Origin of the sequence: Nitrosomonas sp. Nm58 (assembly GCF_900107335.1) — a bacterium.
In the GTDB taxonomy this organism is placed as follows: Bacteria; Pseudomonadota; Gammaproteobacteria; order Burkholderiales; family Nitrosomonadaceae; genus Nitrosomonas.
In genome coordinates this window covers 21,715-40,266 of the sequence record NZ_FNPQ01000016.1, presented here as the reverse complement: position 1 = coordinate 40,266, position 18,552 = coordinate 21,715, and the positions used below count along the sequence as shown (strand labels likewise).

The following is an 18,552-nucleotide window of genomic DNA, read 5'->3' as shown; positions in this document are numbered from 1 at the left end:
CTGCCTTAAGGTAGCTTCCTCAGATTTCTTTCCTCAGCAGCAGTCAGTAGCCTCAGGCAGGGCAGATAACCATCATAGACGATGCCATGAACTTCCACGCGTTTTTGCGAGCGTAACATGCTGACCAGATAGTGTATGACGCTATTGGTAATGGTTTGCCCTGGCACCAGCACCGGTATACCAGGCGGGTAGGGCGTGATCTGATCGGTGCATACTCTTCCCTCGAGACTTTTATTGACCTTGTCTTCTTCATCCAGTAACGGTGCTAATTCACCACCGCAGTAGAATGCATCGCGTGGCAAGTATCTCAACTCAGTGAAATGAGGAATCTCCGGCGTCTGGTAAAGCCGTCGTGGCGCGCGGCCTTCACGCGCAATGCGCATCAGCGCATCATAAAGACGCGATACCTTACTGCGGGTTGTGCCGATGGTCAGCAGGAGGGTAAGCGTGTTGAAAGTAGATTTCTCCACTTGAATATTATAGTGCTCGAACAATTCGCGAATCAGCTCTTCTACCGTAAAGCCGCAGCGTGAAATATCCACCGTCACCTTAGTGGGATCGAGTTGGATACTGTCATGCTTGACTTCATCGGGCAGCAGTTCGGGCAGCTCCAGCACCTGAAATACCCCCGTGGAATTGATATGTGAACGGAGTTCTCTTGCGAGCTCCAATGTGCGCGAGAGCAATTTGTATCCTTCCAGCGTGACCTGCTTGCGCGCCACATCCAGGCTCGCAATCATGCTGTATTGCGGACTGGTGGAAGTATGCATGTTGAAATTCTCACGAAACAGGTGCTCGTTGAAATCAGGATCATTGACATGAATCATGCTGGATTGGGAGAAAGCAGACAGCACTTTGTGAGTACTTTGCGTCGCATAGTCCGCGCCTGCTTCCAAGGCAGTGGGACGGAAAGCCGGGTGGAAGCGGGCAAAGCCATACCAGGCTTCATCGATAATGACCTTGATTCCTCTCGCATGCGCAGCTTCGATGATCGGAGGAAGATCGTAGCGTAGGCCATCGTAAGTGCAACTGGTCAATATCAAGGCTTCTGCATCGGCATGCTGCTCGATTGCGCTGAATAAGGTTTGTTTGGGAACCGGCCCATAGATACTGAACTTTTTGTTGACGGAGGAATCGAGATAAACCGGGTGGGCGCCCGAAAGGACTACGCCGTGATGCACCGACTTGTGGCAGTTTCGATCCAACAGTAATTTTTCTCCTGGGGCGAGCAAAGTCTGGAAAATTACCTTATTGGCGGTAGAAGTGCCATTGGTAGCAAAAAAGGTGCGGCGTGCGCCAAACGCTTTGGCTGCAATTTTTTGTGCTTCGGCGATTACTCCGGTGGGTTCCATCAGCGAATCGAGCATGGGGACAGACACGGACAGATCGGCACGAAAAATATGCTCACCGATAAATTCGTAGAAATCGCTTACCCAGGGGCTGTCGCGCAGTGAATCACCGGAAGAGTGCCCCGGTGTATGCCAGGCATCTTTGGCCATCAAAACATAATGCTTGAGTTGGTCATAGAAAGGTGTACGCGCTTTATCCTGGAGCTGTGCATTAAGGATGCGGTACATGCCGCGGTAGTCACGCTCTTCACGGTAAAAATAGCCGTCCACCGTTTCGGAAAAGAGTGCATCAACGACTTCATCCTCCTGTTCTTGAGCGATCAATACATAAATATTCAGCTCAGGGCGGAAGCGAGAAACTTTCTGTACGAGCTCCAATGCGGTCATTTGCAGATTGCGCGAACCTCTCCGTTCGCTTTGCAGGGTATACAACTTATCGTCGACCACTAAAGCCTGGATGTCACCCTCTTCCTCAATGGCCTTCAGTGCTTCATGTGCGGTCGTGACGCCTGTAAAGCTGATACCCAGCGGATTTTCCATCGACTTGGCCGCGACGTTTAATCCTTTGACGAATGCCTTCAGAATCAGCTTCTCATCATTGATGAGGAGAATGCGGCTAACGGGTTTTTTCATGAAATGTACGCTACTAAAATGAGTGTTGAAAATGAGAGCTTATAACGCTTACCTGTATGAATTCAATAGAAAATAATTAACCCGAATATTTCATAAATTCGCGTGATGATCACGCAGGATTTTGATTAATAGGGAAGTTTCGAGAAGGAGTGGTGTAGTGATTCATACACCCGACTGAGCAAAATCTTTCTTGTTAATCAAAAGACAAGTGTGGGCACGTGCCAATTTATGAAATATTCGGGTTAAATCAACAAAGTCAGAGGGGGCTAAACCAGTTACTCCGCCCTCAACGCATCGATCGGATTGAGCCGTGCGGCGTGCATGGCGGGGATAACGCCTGCCGCCAGGCCGATCAACACGGATACTGCCAAGGCGCCCATGACAAAATTCCACGGAATACTGACGGGTAAACCGCTCACCACGATTTTGAGCAGCGAAGCAAGCGCGGTGCCAATCGCCAGCCCGGCTAATCCGCCGAGCGTAGACAGTACGGTAGACTCCATCAAAAACAGCAGGCGGATACGGCCACGGGTAGCGCCTAGTGCATTGAGCAAGCCAATCTCTGCCACGCGCTCAGCAACGGAGATATGCATGAGCGTCACCATACCCACAGCACCGACCAATAGCGAAATCCCGCCCAAAGCAGCGACGGCAAAGGTGAGTATGTTCAATACGGTAGACAGGGTACTGAGCATCTGCTGCTGAGGGGTAAGCGTAAAATCCTCGCGTCCATGCCGTTCAATCAGAATGCGCCGCACGTCTTCCACGACGGCATTCAAGGACGTTTCCGGCGGATAGACGATCTGGATTTCCATGAGGCCTTCGCGGTTAAATACTTCCAGCGCCCGCGTAGTGGGAATGAATACGGTATCATCCAGATCAAATCCGAGAATTTGTCCCTTGGGCGCCATGACTCCGATGATACGGAAACGTGAGCCGCCGACCTGCAAGATGGCGCCGAGCGGATTGGCATTGCCGAATAGCTCGCTATGCGTTTTTGCACCGAGTACAGCAAATGCGCGTGGATTGCGTGGATCATCCGCAGGCAGGAATTGCCCAGTCGCCACGCTCATATTGAAGGCTTTGTCAAAATCATGACCTTGCCCGTAAACGGTAACACGCCGACTGCGGCCTTCCGCACGGATTTCAGCATTACCCATGACACTGGGGTTGACGTATTGAGCATAGCGCGAGTGCTTAACGGCCAGTGCATCTTCAATCGTCAGTATGCGCGCACTGCTGATGGAGCCAACCGATCTACCATGTGCTTTGGTTTTCCCTGGGGTAACGTTCAGGATATTGGTGCCAAACTGGGTAAATTCAGCCAGCACGAAACGCTGAATCCCTTCGCCAATCGAAGTCAGCAGGATGACGGCCGCAATGCCAATAGCAATCCCCGATGCTGACAATAGTGTGCGGAGCCGATGGGCTGTCAGGGCATGGAGCGCAAACTGAAACGTGTCGAGTATTTTCATTTGCCACTCAATGCTTTGACGGGATCCAAGCGTGCAGCGCGGGCGGCAGGCAGCAGACCGGCAATAATACCGGTTGTCAGCGCAACCATGATGCCGGCCAGACTGGCCCAGACAGGCGGCCAGGCAGGTAGCTGCGGATAAGCAAGGCGAATCAGCAGGCTACCCAGATATCCCAGAATAAGACCGAAGATGGCGCCCGTAAGGGATAACCAGGCGGCTTCAGCGAGAAATAAACGACGAATATCGCTCGCAGGTGCACCGAGTGCTTTGAGTAAGCCGATTTCGCTTGTGCGCTGACTGACTGCTACCAGCATGACATTCATGACCAGAATACCGGCTACCGCCAGACTGATCGCAGCAATGCCAGCCACGCCGAGCGTGAGCGCCCGCAGAATGCGGTCGAAAGTGGCGAGCACAGCATCCTGGGTAATGATGGTAACATCCTCTTCGCCATCGTGACGTTGAATCAGTGCCTGACGAACGGCTTCTTTAACAGAGGGAATATCAGTGCGATTCCTGACTTCGATCAGGATGCGAAAAAGCGAGGTGGTATCGAAGAGCGCTTGGGCATGATTAATCGGAATAATGACGATCTCATCTGAATTGTATCCCATCGTTTCTCCCTGACTGGCCAGGATACCTGATACGATGAATCGCCGGTCCGCTAGCCTGATACGCTGACCTACTGCGTTGCCATCGGGAAAAAATTCCTCAGCCAGTTTTGCTCCCAATACGATTTGTGCGCTGTGTTGCGAGCCATGTGCCAGAAAGCTGCCTTGCGCAAGCTCCATGTGCCGGATGGGCAAAATATTTGCGGTACCGCCCAGTACAGTGACTTCCCGCAAGCGGCTGGCGCCAGCGAGTTCAGCAGATCCCACATTGAGCGGAGCATAGCGCCGCACCTGAGGAAGCTGGCCAATCCAGCGGGCATCTTCTAATGTCAGATCACGTGGAGTCTGCCCCATGGCTGCACCGGGGAAGCTGCCAGCGGTTTCAGCACGACCAGGTAAAACGATGATCAGATTGGTACCGATTGATGAGAATTGATGAATCACATAACGGCGTGCGCCATCACCCAGCGCAGTCAGGACGACGACTGCAGTCACACCCAGCGCCATCGCCAGAATGATGAGAAATGAGCGGATAGGGTAACTCGTGACCGTCTTGAATGAAAATTGCAGGGTATCCCGTAGCTTCATTGTTCATCTGCCACGATATGGCCATCGCGCATGGCAATGCGGCGGTGTGCCCGTAATCCCAGTTCGCGATCATGTGTCACCACAATGAGGGTAGTGCCGGTATGATGCAGATCTTCCAGTAGCGCCATTACCTCCGAGCCAATTCGATGATCGAGATTGCCTGTTGGTTCATCCGCCAACAAGGCGGTTGGGCGCAGAATGGTCGCGCGTGCAATCGCGACCCGCTGGCGCTGGCCACCGGATAATTCAGCCGGGCGATGTCGAGCGCGTTCGCTCAGATTAAAGGCAGCTAATGCCTGTTCCACGCGCGTTTTGCGCTCAACTGGTGGAATACCGGTTAGGATCAGCGGCAGCTCGATATTTTCTGCAGCGGTGAGGCGAGGGACAAGATGAAACGATTGAAAAACAAAACCAATTTTTTCTCTACGTACACGCGCCTGCTCGGTTTCGGTTAAATCAGTGACGTCTTTGCCATCGAGCTGGTAGCGTCCGCTATCTGGCCTATCCAGCAGGCCGATGACGTTGAGCAGGGTGGATTTCCCTGAACCAGAAGGTCCCATGATCGATACATATTCACCCGAGACAATTTCCAGATCAATGTGATCGAGCGCACGAATCTCCTGATCTCCCATATGAAAGGCGCGGGTAATGGCTGAAAGCTGGATCATGGCTGAGCTGTTTTGGGTTTGACGATCACGCCGGCCACAGTACCTTCATCGTCAAAGGAGGTCACTACCTGATCGCCTTCCGCCAAGCCACTGATAATTTCCGTGAATGCCCAATTGGCCAGTCCCATTTTCAGCGTACGTTCTTCCAGGCGATCATGCTGACCCAATATCAGCACTTTGCCCTGTTGCCGGATAGCGGAGGTTGGGATACGCAGAACTTGTTCATGCCGATCAGTGATCACTTCGACATCCGCGCTGTAACCTACTAAAAGAACATAGTTTGAGCCTTCAGTAAAATTGACTTCAACATCCACGGTGCGTGCCTGCTTTTCGATTTCTGTGACATATGGCGCAATACGGCGCACCGTTCCAGCAAAGGATTGACCAGGCAGTGCGTCCAGCGTAATGCGTGCTTCCTGTCCGATTTTTATTTTAGGCGCATCCACTTCATCCATCGGCGCACTGACATACAAACAAGAATCATCAATCAGGTCAATCGCGGGAGGTGTAGGAATGCCTGGCGGGGAGGGCATGGTGTATTCACCCAGCTCACCCGTAACCTGGGCAATGATGCCAGCAAAGGGCGCATACAGTATGGTGCGATCCAGATTGGCCTGAGTGACTTCGATTTGTGCTTGCGCGCGCTTGACATCGGCTGCTGTAGCTGCACAGCCCGCCTGGCGGGCTTGCGCATTGGCATCGGCATCTTCGGCACGCTGTGGGCTGACAAACCCTTGGGAAACGAGCTGCTGGGTACGGATTGATTCGCGTTGGGCATTTTGAGCCATGATGCAGGCTTCGCGTTGGCGGCTTTTGGCGGTAGCCAATTGTTGTTTGGCCAGTTCATATTGCGCCACCAGATCGGCATTCCATAGTTCCAACAGTATCGCCCCTTCCTCGACGCGATCGCCATCATCTACGGGCAGTTTAATAATTTGTCCTCCCACAGCAGGAGCCAGTTTGGCACGCCGGCAGGCTTTGATCGTACCCGCACGCGTATTGACGACAGTGGCTTCCACTGTACCGCGTGTAATCGCGGCAAGTTCAACTTCCACAGGGGATTTGCGTGTTAGCTGCCAGCCGGCATAACCCAGCAGCGCAACGATGAATAGAAAAATGAGCAAACGGGACAATATTTTTGTTTTTTGCATGATAAAAATGCCTGAACCATTTTTTCTGCTGGCTCAATAGGCAACTGTACTCAGAATGTGATTATCAATTTTTATTGGGGAAAGAAATGATCGATTACGCGGGAATCGTTTACCCGATTATGCCACGCATTGAAATAAAATCAGATAAAGTTATGTGCATACTAATTAGCGTAAGAGCCATTTGAATCATTTTGTCAAAATAGGGGAAACAATCATGAGTGATGCAACCGAATCCAATTCCATTCCTATCTGGCGTGGATCATTTATTTTATCGAGTGGTAAGCAGCCTGCAGGCGTACGGGATACGCAGCCAACCGACGCTGATTATGGTGTGCTGGATCCCAAGACATTCAATGCGATTGAAGCGGATGCTTTATTTGACGAAATCAATCAGGCAGAAACCCAGATAGGGCAATCTGTCCTTTATCGCTCATTGGCCAGGCCTACTCATGATGCACAGCTGTTGCAAAAAAAACAGGAAGCCTTACGTGAGTTGGCAGCCAATCCCCAACTGTTCGCAGCGCTTGATAGTTTTGTTAAGAAAATGGTGCCTGGGGAAGAATTACTCTACTACCTTCTTTATGGAGAATTTGCGGGTGGGCTCACCACGGATAATCCAAAAAATAAAACGGGAAAGCTTGAGTTTGGAGGATATGGTTATCATCAGTTCATTGATGGAACTGAATTTGCAATCGATTTGGTTGAAGAAGCGGATTCACTGCCGCCCGTCCAAAGCACTTATTTGCAGGAACTGATTCAGGCCATTCGTGATTTTGGGGGGTCACGAACCTACGCTTTGATGCAGGGCCCAATTTACGTCATCGATGGCCAGTTTAAAACCAGCGAAGAGAAGCCGCGCTACCTGCCTATTCCCCGCTTCCGCCCATCCATGTTCAAATGGCTGCCATCACTGATATTTCTGTCCATCGTAACGGGTCTGCTTTATTTCTTTCAGAATATGCTGGTTGAGTTAGGTGCCAGCTATATTGGTTACGGTATCCTGATCCTGACCGTGCCGATTATTCCCATCATTATGCAAGCCGTCAGTTCTTCCGACCGGGATTCGGTGATTTATCCGCTGCAAAAGCTTTTCCGTCAAAGCCCCGATCTGGCCAAGGCATTGGAAGCACTTGGCATGATTGATGAATTGCTGTCTTTGCGTCGCTATGCTCAATCTGTTCGCGAAGAAATGGCATTACCTGAAATCATCACAGCCGGGCAGCACACGCTCACCGTTACGAATGCAAAAAATCCATTGCTTGCCAAAACACAACCAGACTATGTGCCCAATGATATCAGGCTGGATGCAGCCAATCGGTTACTGATTATCACCGGACCAAATAGTGGTGGAAAAACAGCGTATTGCAAAACGGTCGCGCAGATTCAGTTGCTAGGGCAGGCAGGAGGCTATATTCCAGCCTCAGCGGCGCGGCTGGTGCCAGCAGAGCATATTTTTTATCAGGTGCCGGAACCAGGACGTCTGGACGAAGGAATGGGGCGCTTTGCCCACGAACTGAAACAAACCCGCGAGATTTTTTTCAATTCGACCGCACTCAGTCTGGTCGTACTCGACGAGCTTGCGGAAGGGACGACTTTTGAAGAAAAAATGACACTTTCCGAGTATGTGCTCAAAGGTTTTCATAAGCTTGGCGCAACAACGATTCTGGTTACGCATAATCACGAATTGTGCGAGCGCTTACAGAGCGAGGGCATCGGCAGCTATTTGCAAGCCGAGTTTCTGCCAGAAGGCCCCACTCACCGGTTGATCTCAGGAATATCCCGAGTCAGCCATGCCGATCGCGTGGCGAGTGCAATCGGTTTCAGCAAGGAGGATGTAGAAAAGCATCTGGCGACATTGCCAGGAAAATCCTAGAAAAGATCTCTCTCTGGTTAAACACCGGTTCGGCGGGCTTGCCGGAAACAGCAATGGATTTGCTGGAACGGTCTGCCCGTCAGTGAAATCAGGCATTTGATTTTCCACTTTTGTAGCTATATTGATAAACATATTTACCGTAGCCATATCCATGCCGGGAAGATAATTGGGGCAGATCATTGAACACGATGCCTTTCAAGTTGGCGCCAGCTTGCATAAGCCTTTTGGTACTTTGCTCCAATTCCCGCAGGGGATGTTCACCCGCTTTAACGACCATGAGCGTGGCGCTTGCCAGGCGGCCAATAATCGCCGCATCGGTGACCGCCAAAATAGGCGGTGAGTCAATGATGACGAGATCATACTCTTTACTGATACTCTCTAGGAAAGTCCCAAAGCGTTCATGCAATAATAATTCTGATGGGTTGGGCGGAATAGCGCCAGTAGAAATAAAATCGATATTGGCGTGAGGTATTTTGTGGATGGCTTCCTCTACCCTGATCACCTCAAAAATAAGCTCGGATAGACCATTTTCCCTGGGCACCGCAAGTGTTTTATGGATCATTCCTTTGCGCATATCACCATCTATCAGCAATATTTTTTTACCCGCATCGGCCATGACCACTGCAAGATTGACCGAAACGAATGATTTTCCAATATCTGGGCTGGGCCCGGTGATCATGACAATGTTATTTCGCGCTTCCAGGAAAGCAAAATGTAATGTGGTGCGTAAACTGCGCAAGCTTTCTATGGCGATGTCTTCCTTGTTTTCCAGCGCCAGAATGGCCGGTAACTGATTATTTGCCGGAGCATTCTTTTTAAGTTTGCTTTCGAGTATTTTCTGACTGTCGCTGTGCGGGATCGTGGCGTATACCGGAATATTCAGGAGCTTCTCGATCAGATTGGGATCTTCCACTCCCCGATTGAGTGATCTGCGAATAAATGCAGTCGCTACGCCCAGAATTAACCCCAGCATGAGTGCAATCCCGATAATCAGCCATTTTTTCGGCTTTACGGGTTTATCAGGCAACATGGCATAATCGATAATTCTGACATTTCCTATCGTCCCTGCTTTTGCGATACGGATCGTCTGGGCATTGTTCAGAAGCGTGGTATAAAGCTCGGTGTTTACTTTGACATCCTCGGATAATCGCAGAATTACCTGCTGCGTCTCCGGCAATATCTCAATTTTCTTTTCAGACGAAGTAATCTGACTTTGCAGTCGAGCAATCTGTTTATCAATGGCGATGATAGTGGGGTGTGATTCAGTATATTTCTGGCGCAATTCATCCCGTTTCTGCTGGAGCAGGGTGATTTGAGTTTTCAGCTCGACGGCTACCTTTAAGATATTCTGAGTTTCAAGATTCAAGTCAATAGAGCCTTGGCGGGTTCTATATTCGTTTAGTGAGGCGGTTGCGGCGTCTAATTGTCCTTTAAGGATAGGCAACTGTTTTTCCAGGAATTCTAAGGTTTTCTGTGATTCAGCAGATTTTTGATCAACATTCTGCTGAACGTAAATATTGGCGATTTCATTCAGAATGCGAACAGCGGAATTCGGGCTGTGAGATTCAACGGTTAATTCAAGTATTCCCGTGCCTTTGCCTTTCTCGGCAATAGAAATGCTCTCTTTCAACTGGGTGATCGCCTGGTTCTCGGATTGGCGCATCACGGTAAAGTAGGTGCCGGGGCGGGATTTTAATAAGGACACGAAGATTGCGACGGACCGTGAATCATTTTCTAATTGTTTACTGGCTAGTTTGCCTACCTCGCCTTCGAGAATAATCTCGTCATCATAGATCAGTGTGAACTGACCCTGCTCACCTGCCTGTAAGATGAGTTCTTGATCTTCCCAGTCAGCAGGCACGGTCAAAGTATCGACTTGAATAGCTTCTCCACCCCAGGCATAGTGAGTTTGCCCCAATAAAGGATCAGACATAGCGCCATCCGGATTGCGCGCTTGAAAGTATCTGGCAATGGCCGCTCCAATGACAGGGAAATATTTGGGCCTTGCAGCGATATCCAAATGAAGGCTTTGAATGGTTTTTCCTAAAATCATCCGGGACTTGATCAACTCGATTTCAGCCAAGACCGGTGTTTTACCCTCGAACAAACCTGTTAGTGGTTCAAGTCCAGCAAGCGACTGCGAATTTTCTTTCGCTTGCAGCAAACCATCGGCTTTATAAACCGGTTTGTCAAGAAAGGCTTTGGCGATCCCCAGCAATAGCGTAACCAACGTGATGGCGATGATTAACCGCTTACTGTTCAGTAAAACGCCAAATAAATCACCCAGGTTAATTTCATCATCGTCTTGATTCACTGAGTAATCCATTTGAGGCTTAGAATGATCGATAACTGAGTTAGGCATGGGATTGTGCATAAAGAGAGTTAACTAAATATTGATAATGTTTGGCGAGGATACTGTAAACGCTATTCATCAAAAAGCCGGGCAGTATAATCACAGTGCAGGGGGGTGTCATATATACTCATCACACTTCAAAATTTGGCAACTATACCTTCTCCCGCTGGGAGAAGGCCGGATGAGGGATGATAAAAACCGAATTTTGAAGTGCGATGAGTATAACGGTTATTTCTTTGCTGTTCCGAATCTTGGTCATTTAGCGTCCAATGAACGGCTGAACTTTTAACGAGCCATCAAATGAATTCAGCAAATTAACGGTCGGTTGAATTTGCCCAATAATTTGGTTCCAGCGAATACCTTCGGCGCGATCGACATAAACCACATCACGCGGCTGCAGTGGAAAACGCTCTGCCAACAGCAGGGCATCTGGAGATTTTGCATCCAGATGGAAAATTTCTGATTTTCCCAGCCCGCCTCTAAACACAAAAATCCTGGCGGGATCAGAGGTTTGCTGATCAAAACCGCCTGCTTCGCTGATTGCTTCCGTTAAGGTCATGCGTGCTTTGTTCATCACCAGACTGCGCGATCTCCCAACAGCACCGCCCGCGACGAAATGATTGGTTTCTCCCAGCACAAACACTTTATTAAGGGCGCTATCGGGTACATTCAATACATCACCATGCTGGAGTAACACGTTTTGCGTGACATCGCCGCCTTCATAAAGACTGAGCAAGTTAATGCTGTAAGTTTTATCATCTCTGGTTAAGGTGATATTGCGCTGATCAGCTTCTGGTTTCACGCCCCCCGCTTCGTTGATTGCTTCCAGCACAGTTAAAGGGATATCCCTGACGAGCTGGATACCGGGCTTCGCCACTTCTCCTACGACATAAACGCGCTGACTTCGATAGGAGGCGACGCGTACATCCAATTGTACCTGCTCAATATATTTAGAAAGCTTCCGGGTTAACTCATCACGAATTTCCTCAACAGTTTTACCAGCAGCCTGAATAACGCCTACATAAGGATAGAAAAATGTGCCATCTTCACCAACAACATTCCCGGCAGCTTCTGCAGGGCGGAATTGACCCGCTGGAATAGTTAACTCGGGATGATCCCAAACAGTAATGTTGAGAATATCCCTGGGGCCAACTCGATATTGATTATAAGGCTCTTTGGCCGGAACGCTTTTTATGGTCTTGGACCCGATGCGATAGTCAAAATAATGGTTGGCAACATTGTCCGGACCCAGACTACGGGTATTAAAATCCTTTTCTAATTTGACGATTAACTGAGCGTCGATGGTTTGAATGTTGAGTTTTTTTAGAATGGTTTCATTATTTTCCGTAACCGGCATTTTTACGCTCGACTGCCTGGAGAAAGGGCTCATATGCTGGCCCGGTATGATGGAACAGGCAGGCAGTTGACTCAGTGCAATAAGCGTGAGGAAAATTTTTATACGCATAGAATTCATATTTTATGTCAATATCAACTGTAAAAAATCTTGGTCTAATCATTGGAGCAAGATGTTTAAGTGATCCTGATTAATTGGCCAAACCGTTTTTACGAATTTGACGAATTAATTTAATTGCTACGGGTTTAAATTAGTTTCTTTATCCATTGAGAAACTCCTTGATCTATCAAGGTCAATGTTTCTTCAAAAACTGATAGTTCTTTCTGATAGGGGTCGGCTATATCAAACTTTCCCCATTCACCGAGACGGAAAACTTTTCCTTTGGTACTTGGCTCATTTTCCTCAATAGCATTTTTCTGCAATGTTTCCATTACCAGAATTAAATCTGCCTTGCGGATCATCTCGCTATTAAGTTGGCAGGCACGGTGACCCGAAATATCTATTCCTTTTTTCATCATCACCTGACAGGCTTTGGAATCTGCCTTATGGCCGATAAGCGCATTAAGTCCAGCGGAGCTTACAAAACAATCTGCTTTGCTTGATTCGATAAGCACCTGCTTTAATAGTCCTTCGGCCATTGGACTTCTGCAAATGTTGCCAATACACACGACTAATATATTTTTAAACAATAGATCGCTCTTTTACTTAGAAAAACCACTTTTAATCATCAGGTCAAATAATCCATTGGCATTATGAATCTTTTGTTAATTCTTCTTATCCACATAACCATACAGCACCATAAAACTTTTTCTTATGAAATCCTTCGATGTTGACTGCACCTTCCAGTAAATATTACTGGTAATCAGCCTGGCATCAAATTCACTGTTTTTTTATTATGCTTCGACACTGAGTATTTATATCTCTTTTTGAGATAGAGATAGTCTACGAAAAGGGGATGAATATACCCTGTTTTTTGCTGGTCTATTTTTTTTCAGGAACGACAGCAAGAACCTCATCTCATTGATGATCCAATCAGGTGGCTCCTTTGACACCTCGAGTTTTTGTCAATTCTATACTCGTCGCACTTAAAAGTTCGGCAGCTATATCTTCTCCCGCTGGGAGAAGGTTGGATGAGGGATGATAAAAACCGAATTTTGAAGCACGATCAGTATAGCTACCTGAAATTGCCATGCATGTGACATAGTTGAGTTTTTATAAGATTTTTTATAAAAAACCGGGTCTTTTGGGTATGGCGCACTGCGCAGAAATAAAAGATAGCATCTTCAGTCAGGTTAACCAAACGTTCGCTCAAAATCAGCGATCAGACCGGTTATAGCTGTTTCTGGAAATCGATTGATCCCAGCCGCCGCTTCGCGCCCACCTCCCTCTGGATAACGCCGACAAAAGGCTGAAGCGCCATATGGACGTGTTTTGGCAGTGCGCACGCTAATCGAGAACATACCTTCTCCATCCGGGCAAAGAATCAAATGAGTGCGTTCAGGGTACATTTGCGATAGCTCGTTAGCCCAGAGGCCTATCACGCGACGCGCCCAGGCTGTGTCCGGCAGCCGATAAACTGCAATGGCTGGGGAGACCTGTTCGGGCATCAGCGCTTTGACGTGCTCCATATCATTTTCATAACCTGCTGCCAGCACTGCCAGCTCAGGTGAGCGCTCATAGGCTTGACGCGGATCAACGAAATGCCGCATCACCTGGAAAAGTGAAGCAGGGTGGAAGTGCAGATCCTCGATACGCGTACCATAACCATTGTAGTTGAGCAACTCGCCTAGTTGACGTAACCGCTGGGTATCGGCTGCATTCAGGTTAAGTTCAGCACAGCGCTTTTCAGCGACCTGCACCAGATTATCACCGAAAGCAGCGACTATGGCCCATAGCGAATAACGTTCATTCAGATAGCGATCAACCAGCAAGCTGGTGCAAACTTCTGGGGACTCGTCAATGATCGTTTGCAATCTGTTATGAACAGGGATTTCGCCAGCAAAATGATGATCGAAATAACGAATGTTTGCGCCAGTCGCAAGCAATCTCTGAAGATCGGCACGATTGCGATCAAGCGAGATATCCAGAACCGTGATTTGATCACCCTGTGTGGCATCAACTTGCTGTAGCAGGGCGATTTCACGTTTGACGCCGGTAATCAATTGAGCATCCACCGGATCAGCCAGCCGAAGCTGAATCAGCGCGCAGATGCCGTCAGCGTCACCGTTGAATACATCAATGTATTTTGTCATGTTGATTCTCCCAGCGAGATCTTTCGCGGAGCAGCGCTGGAAAGTCTAATCACCGCATTTCATTCGCAGTAGGGACTATCGTTCTTTACCGCGTTAACTGCGCCATCACATCTAGCATTCTCATGGCCATGGTTTTTCTGTCATATTTCTTCGCTGCTTCCAGGCTTCGTACCTTATAGCTCTCATAGGCAGAACGATTCTGCAGCAAGGATACCAAATGCGCTACCAGTTCATCGGCATTTTCCGGCTCAAAGACAATGCCTACCCCTTCATCTCGTACGATATCCGCTGATTCTCCCGCCACCCCGTGCAATACCGGCAGACCCATGCCCATGCATTCAAACAGCTTGGAAGGGATAACAGTGGTAAACAGATCAGTTTTTTTCAGGTGAATGACAGAAACATCCAGCAATGACCAATAGCGCGCCACCTGATCCTTGGGGACCGAATCGATGAAAGTGACGTTGTTCAACCCCCGCCTTACCGCTTCATCCTTGAGCGCCTGCTTGCGAGCGCCATCACCCATCAGAATAAAGTGGAATACTGCCCCATCAGGCAAGGTACGTACCCTCTCCGCCGCATCCAGCAGGGTTTCCAGATGGTGTGCCAAGCCATGCGTGCCTACATAACCTGCTACAAATTTACCTTCCAGCCCCAACTGGCTAACCAGCTCAGCATCCTTGAGCATAGGCTTGAAGCGGGACATATCCACGCCATTGGTCACCACCATGATCTTGTCACTGCTCACGCCGCGCGTAATCAGGGTTTTCTTGAAGGAATGCGTGACAGAAACGATTCGTGCCGCTTTGTGGTAAAGAAACATCTCTAGATGTTCCAAAGCGCGAATAGCCGCAGAATCCTGCATTGCACCCACTGCTTTGATCGATTCTGGCCACAAATCACGCAGCTCGAACACGAAAGGAATCCGCTTCAATCGGCTCACTGCATAGGCGGCACAAGCCGTAAAAAACTGCGGTGAGGTGCCAACCACCACATTCACGTTGCGCACGAATGGCGCCGCCAAGGCGGCCGTCATCATGAAACTCTGGTAATCCAGAATGCGTTTGATAAACCCCTCATTGGCCGTGATATACGACCATACCCGGATTACCCGAATACCCGACATTTCTTCGCTTTGCCACAGCCGGTTGCGGTAACCTTCAAATACTCGTCCTTTTGGGAAATTGGGCGTGCAGGTAATTACGGTTACCTGGTGCCCCGCCTTTACCCACTCGCGGCAGTGTTCAAACGTCCGTGAAGCAGGTGCATTTACCTCTGGCGGAAAATTATCAGTCAAAAAAAGAATATGCATTTTACGTCCAATCAAATTGAATACAACTGCTGCCATCCCGCAAGCGCAACACCAGGCAGTGCGATAATTTACTGATGCCAAAGCAGGGGTGATAAGTTGTTTCCTCTATCACCAATTCACCCATCTTCACCTGCCAAGTTAGCTTATGGCCGTTAGCTAAACACAAGCGACCGGTGGTCCCATCATCGAGTACTTCTAGCGTCACCGACGGATGCAAATGAAACCTTGCTTCGGCGTGACAAAAACGTCCACTGACACAGTCCTCGATCACCAGTGAAGCGGAGCCAAATTGCCACTTCCGTGTATGCACGGGTTGGCCAGGTAGACGGTGATAGCCATTATGGCTGCAAACTACTTTCACACCCCTTTCGCGCACTATTTCCAGACCTATCGGTCGCGCCCGTCGCGCTACCCGAAAGCCCGCCCATACTTCTGAAGAATTTTCATCATCCACAACTACCGTGTTGTGAGCTGCTGTTTCCCGCTGACGCAGGCGTTCTGCACTCAAGCCATAGCACGATGTTCCCGAGTTCACCAGCACCCGCTCACCAAATACGGAAAGCTCGAATGATAAGGTATCGGCATGAGCATGCCCCGGTAGATAATCCGGTCCAATCGGTGCTACATCCAGCAGCGCAACCATTTCGGTCTGTGCTACACGCACATAACCGCTCTGTGCGAGATGTGTCACTCCTTCCAAGGTATGTTCGGAAGTTATCAATTTCAGATCCCTTGCATAACGTCCAAGCTCGGTTGGGGTCGGTGCAATACCGATCGCTGCATCATTGAATAGACTGATTTCTCCATCCGGATGGCACATCGCGGCTAGCCAGTTGTACATCGATTCGATGCACGCGCGCCAATCCGTCATAGTAGCTTGCCAGTGTGCTGGTATCGCGCTGTTAAAAACCGTTGTTATGTAGCACAAATCCAGCATGTCTTCCAGTGCCAGTGCATGGTACATCGTGCTGCGTTCGAACTGCCCGCCATCTACTAATATTTGCTCTGGGACCTCTCGTGCCAGGATACGCATGCCTTTCTCCAGCCACTTTGCTGCTTCGGGGCCATCGAAGAACAAGCCAGCAAATACTAACGCTTTAGCATTGGCAAACAAATGATTGCCGAGCAAATGAATTTCCAATCGCGGTGCTAACCAGCGTACCTGCACTGCCAGACTCTCGATGCATTCAGGTGGCAATTCATTATTGCGCAACGCCCATTTGATCCAGTTCACAATGCGCAGGGAAGTAGGATACGGCTCCCAACCAGACCCCACTGCAGGTGGATTCTCACGCACCCAGCGCAATAGCAGGGCATTGTGCCAATCACTACGTGTTGCTGCATCCTGTGCGTTTAAGTCATCGAAGTAATGTAGATTGTAGCGCCAGAGTTTTTCCAGAGAAGCATCATCCCAACCATGCGACGATAGTTCGCGGGTCTCATTCAAGAAACAGAAGCGCTCTGCACCGACCAGGCTGGCGGAGCGCCGTGCTGGTAAAACCCACTGACCGGTATCGATAATCCGGCGGGGTGGAGCAGGGCGTAAATCAATTTTCGGATGAAACAAACGGAACCAGACTCGCCCATAAAGCTGTACAGGGCGCAAGTATCGTAAGGTGTGCCAATAACGAGTTATGTGTTGTATAGAAACCATAATTTTTGATCCACATTCCTGCTCAGTTTCAATCAAGCTACTATTCAGCCAAAATTGCCTTTCCAAATCCATTACGCAAACAACTACTTTTGGATTGCTTACCTCCGCTTGCAATGACGAAGTGAGTGGTGCTTACATTGGCACGCCTGTTTCCGTCATTACGAGGAGGCGGAGCCGACGCGGTAATCCAACGTCATGACCCAAATTACCTCCCTGGATTGCTTCTCTTCGCTCGCAATGACGGGTAGGCGATTTACCGCGTTATGTTCGCAGTGACATTCCATTTTTGTCATTGCGAGGAAGCAAAGCTGACGAAGCAATCCAACTCGCTAACCTCATCAAACAAGGCTAGTGTATAAGTCTTGCCAAGACGGGTTCATGGCTTCAATCAACCTCAGTTTCTTTTGCCTCGATCCTGCTTTTATTTGTTTTTCTCGCGTTATCGCGGCCTCCATGGACTCATGCAACTCGTAATACACCAGCATGTGTACTTTATACTTGTGAGTAAACCCCTCAACCAGATCGTTTTTGTGCTCCCAAACCCGTTTTCCCAGATTTGAAGTCACTCCGGTATAAAGTGTCCCGTTGCGTTGACTAGCCAGAATGTAGACTGCAGGTTGCTTTTCCATCTGAAATAGTTGTTTCAATATGTCATTGCGAGAAGGCAGAGCCGACGTGGCAATGAGATTTTGTTCTTAAGATACTTTTTCCAAATTCACTATAATAAATAGCGATCATTCTGGATTGCTCCTCTCCGTTCGCAATGACAGGCGGACTGATTACCGCGTTACATTCACAATGACACCTCTCTTCCGTCATTGCGAGGAGGCGAAGCTGACGCGGCAATCTATCGCTATAACCAGAATTACATCCTCCTAATTCATTACGCAAACAATCATTTCTCTGAATTACTCATCTCAATTGCATATATACAAATAGCGATTCCTCTGGATTGCTTCTCTTCGCTCGCAATGACGGGGTAAGCAATACTTATATTGTATTGGCAGCCCATTCTTGTCATTGTGAGGAGGGAAAGCCGATGCGGAAACCCAACGTCGCAACCCAAGCGACCTCCCTGGATTGCTTCTCTCCGCTTGCAATGACAGGCGGACTGATTACCCCATCCATTCACAATGGCACTCCATTTCCGTCATTTCGAGAAGGCAAAGCCGACGTGGCAATCCAGCTCTATTTTCAATCTATCTTCAAGATTGCTTCTTCATAACTCACCATATAAACCATAACTTGCCTAGACTGCTTCACTCTATTAGCAATAACG

14 protein-coding genes are annotated in these 18,552 nt (G+C 48.9%); 2 read left to right on the top strand and 12 right to left on the bottom strand.

Annotation, left to right across the window (positions count from 1 at the left end):
- Positions 1-5 precede the first annotated feature (5 nt).
- The 5 genes from BLW34_RS07905 to BLW34_RS07885 all read right to left on the bottom strand — a co-directional run bounded on the left by BLW34_RS07905 (position 6) and on the right by BLW34_RS07885 (position 6,475).
- Positions 6-1,982 (bottom strand): aminotransferase class I/II-fold pyridoxal phosphate-dependent enzyme, encoded by a 1,977-nt coding sequence (locus tag BLW34_RS07905; protein ID WP_090577933.1) that lies wholly within the window; start codon positions 1,980-1,982, stop codon positions 6-8.
- A 275-nt stretch (positions 1,983-2,257) separates the two neighbouring features.
- A complete protein-coding gene (locus BLW34_RS07900) occupies positions 2,258-3,457 on the bottom strand; it encodes an ABC transporter permease (protein ID WP_090577930.1) in 1,200 nt (399 codons plus the stop codon).
- The gene (locus BLW34_RS07895; RefSeq protein WP_090577927.1) at positions 3,454-4,656 is read right to left on the bottom strand and encodes an ABC transporter permease; all 1,203 of its coding nucleotides are present in this window, start codon (positions 4,654-4,656) and stop codon (positions 3,454-3,456) included. The genes BLW34_RS07900 and BLW34_RS07895 overlap by 4 nt, the downstream gene beginning before the upstream one ends.
- Positions 4,653-5,324, bottom strand: coding sequence for an ABC transporter ATP-binding protein (locus BLW34_RS07890; protein ID WP_090577924.1), 672 nt, complete (start codon positions 5,322-5,324; stop codon positions 4,653-4,655). The genes BLW34_RS07895 and BLW34_RS07890 overlap by 4 nt, the downstream gene beginning before the upstream one ends.
- Complete coding sequence (locus tag BLW34_RS07885) at positions 5,321-6,475, bottom strand: efflux RND transporter periplasmic adaptor subunit (protein WP_090577922.1); 1,155 nt, start codon at positions 6,473-6,475, stop codon at positions 5,321-5,323. The genes BLW34_RS07890 and BLW34_RS07885 overlap by 4 nt, the downstream gene beginning before the upstream one ends.
- Before the next feature lie 214 nt (positions 6,476-6,689).
- Here BLW34_RS07885 and BLW34_RS07880 point away from each other — a divergent pair, with 214 nt between their 5' ends.
- Positions 6,690-8,348 carry a MutS-related protein gene (locus tag BLW34_RS07880; protein ID WP_090577919.1) on the top strand — a complete coding sequence of 553 codons (1,659 nt, stop codon included), beginning with the start codon at positions 6,690-6,692 and terminating at the stop codon, positions 8,346-8,348.
- A gap of 88 nt (positions 8,349-8,436) precedes the next feature.
- Here BLW34_RS07880 and BLW34_RS07875 read toward each other — a convergent pair whose 3' ends face one another.
- From BLW34_RS07875 to BLW34_RS07845, 7 genes are all read right to left on the bottom strand, one after another.
- The gene (locus BLW34_RS07875; RefSeq protein ID WP_256203672.1) at positions 8,437-10,662 is read right to left on the bottom strand and encodes a polysaccharide biosynthesis tyrosine autokinase; all 2,226 of its coding nucleotides are present in this window, start codon (positions 10,660-10,662) and stop codon (positions 8,437-8,439) included.
- 298 nt (positions 10,663-10,960) lie between these two features.
- Positions 10,961-12,166 (bottom strand): polysaccharide export protein, encoded by a 1,206-nt coding sequence (locus BLW34_RS07870; RefSeq protein ID WP_090577916.1) that lies wholly within the window; start codon positions 12,164-12,166, stop codon positions 10,961-10,963.
- 134 nt (positions 12,167-12,300) lie between these two features.
- The gene (locus BLW34_RS07865) at positions 12,301-12,723 is read right to left on the bottom strand and encodes a low molecular weight protein-tyrosine-phosphatase (protein WP_256203682.1); all 423 of its coding nucleotides are present in this window, start codon (positions 12,721-12,723) and stop codon (positions 12,301-12,303) included.
- A 624-nt stretch (positions 12,724-13,347) separates the two neighbouring features.
- Positions 13,348-14,307: a hypothetical protein gene (locus tag BLW34_RS07860; protein ID WP_090577909.1), complete on the bottom strand. Its 960-nt coding sequence runs from the start codon at positions 14,305-14,307 to the stop codon at positions 13,348-13,350.
- Between the two features lie 85 nt (positions 14,308-14,392).
- Positions 14,393-15,619 (bottom strand): glycosyltransferase family 4 protein, encoded by a 1,227-nt coding sequence (locus BLW34_RS07855; RefSeq protein ID WP_090578011.1) that lies wholly within the window; start codon positions 15,617-15,619, stop codon positions 14,393-14,395.
- Position 15,620: 1 nt separating this feature from the next.
- Complete coding sequence (locus BLW34_RS07850) at positions 15,621-17,273, bottom strand: heparinase II/III family protein (RefSeq protein ID WP_090578008.1); 1,653 nt, start codon at positions 17,271-17,273, stop codon at positions 15,621-15,623.
- A 338-nt stretch (positions 17,274-17,611) separates the two neighbouring features.
- Positions 17,612-17,920: a GIY-YIG nuclease family protein gene (locus BLW34_RS07845; protein ID WP_371263924.1), complete on the bottom strand. Its 309-nt coding sequence runs from the start codon at positions 17,918-17,920 to the stop codon at positions 17,612-17,614.
- Positions 17,921-18,312: 392 nt separating this feature from the next.
- Here BLW34_RS07845 and BLW34_RS07840 point away from each other — a divergent pair, with 392 nt between their 5' ends.
- Positions 18,313-18,498, top strand: a complete 186-nt coding sequence (locus tag BLW34_RS07840) for a hypothetical protein (protein ID WP_090577903.1) — start codon at positions 18,313-18,315, stop codon at positions 18,496-18,498.
- The last annotated feature ends 54 nt before the right edge of the window (positions 18,499-18,552 follow it).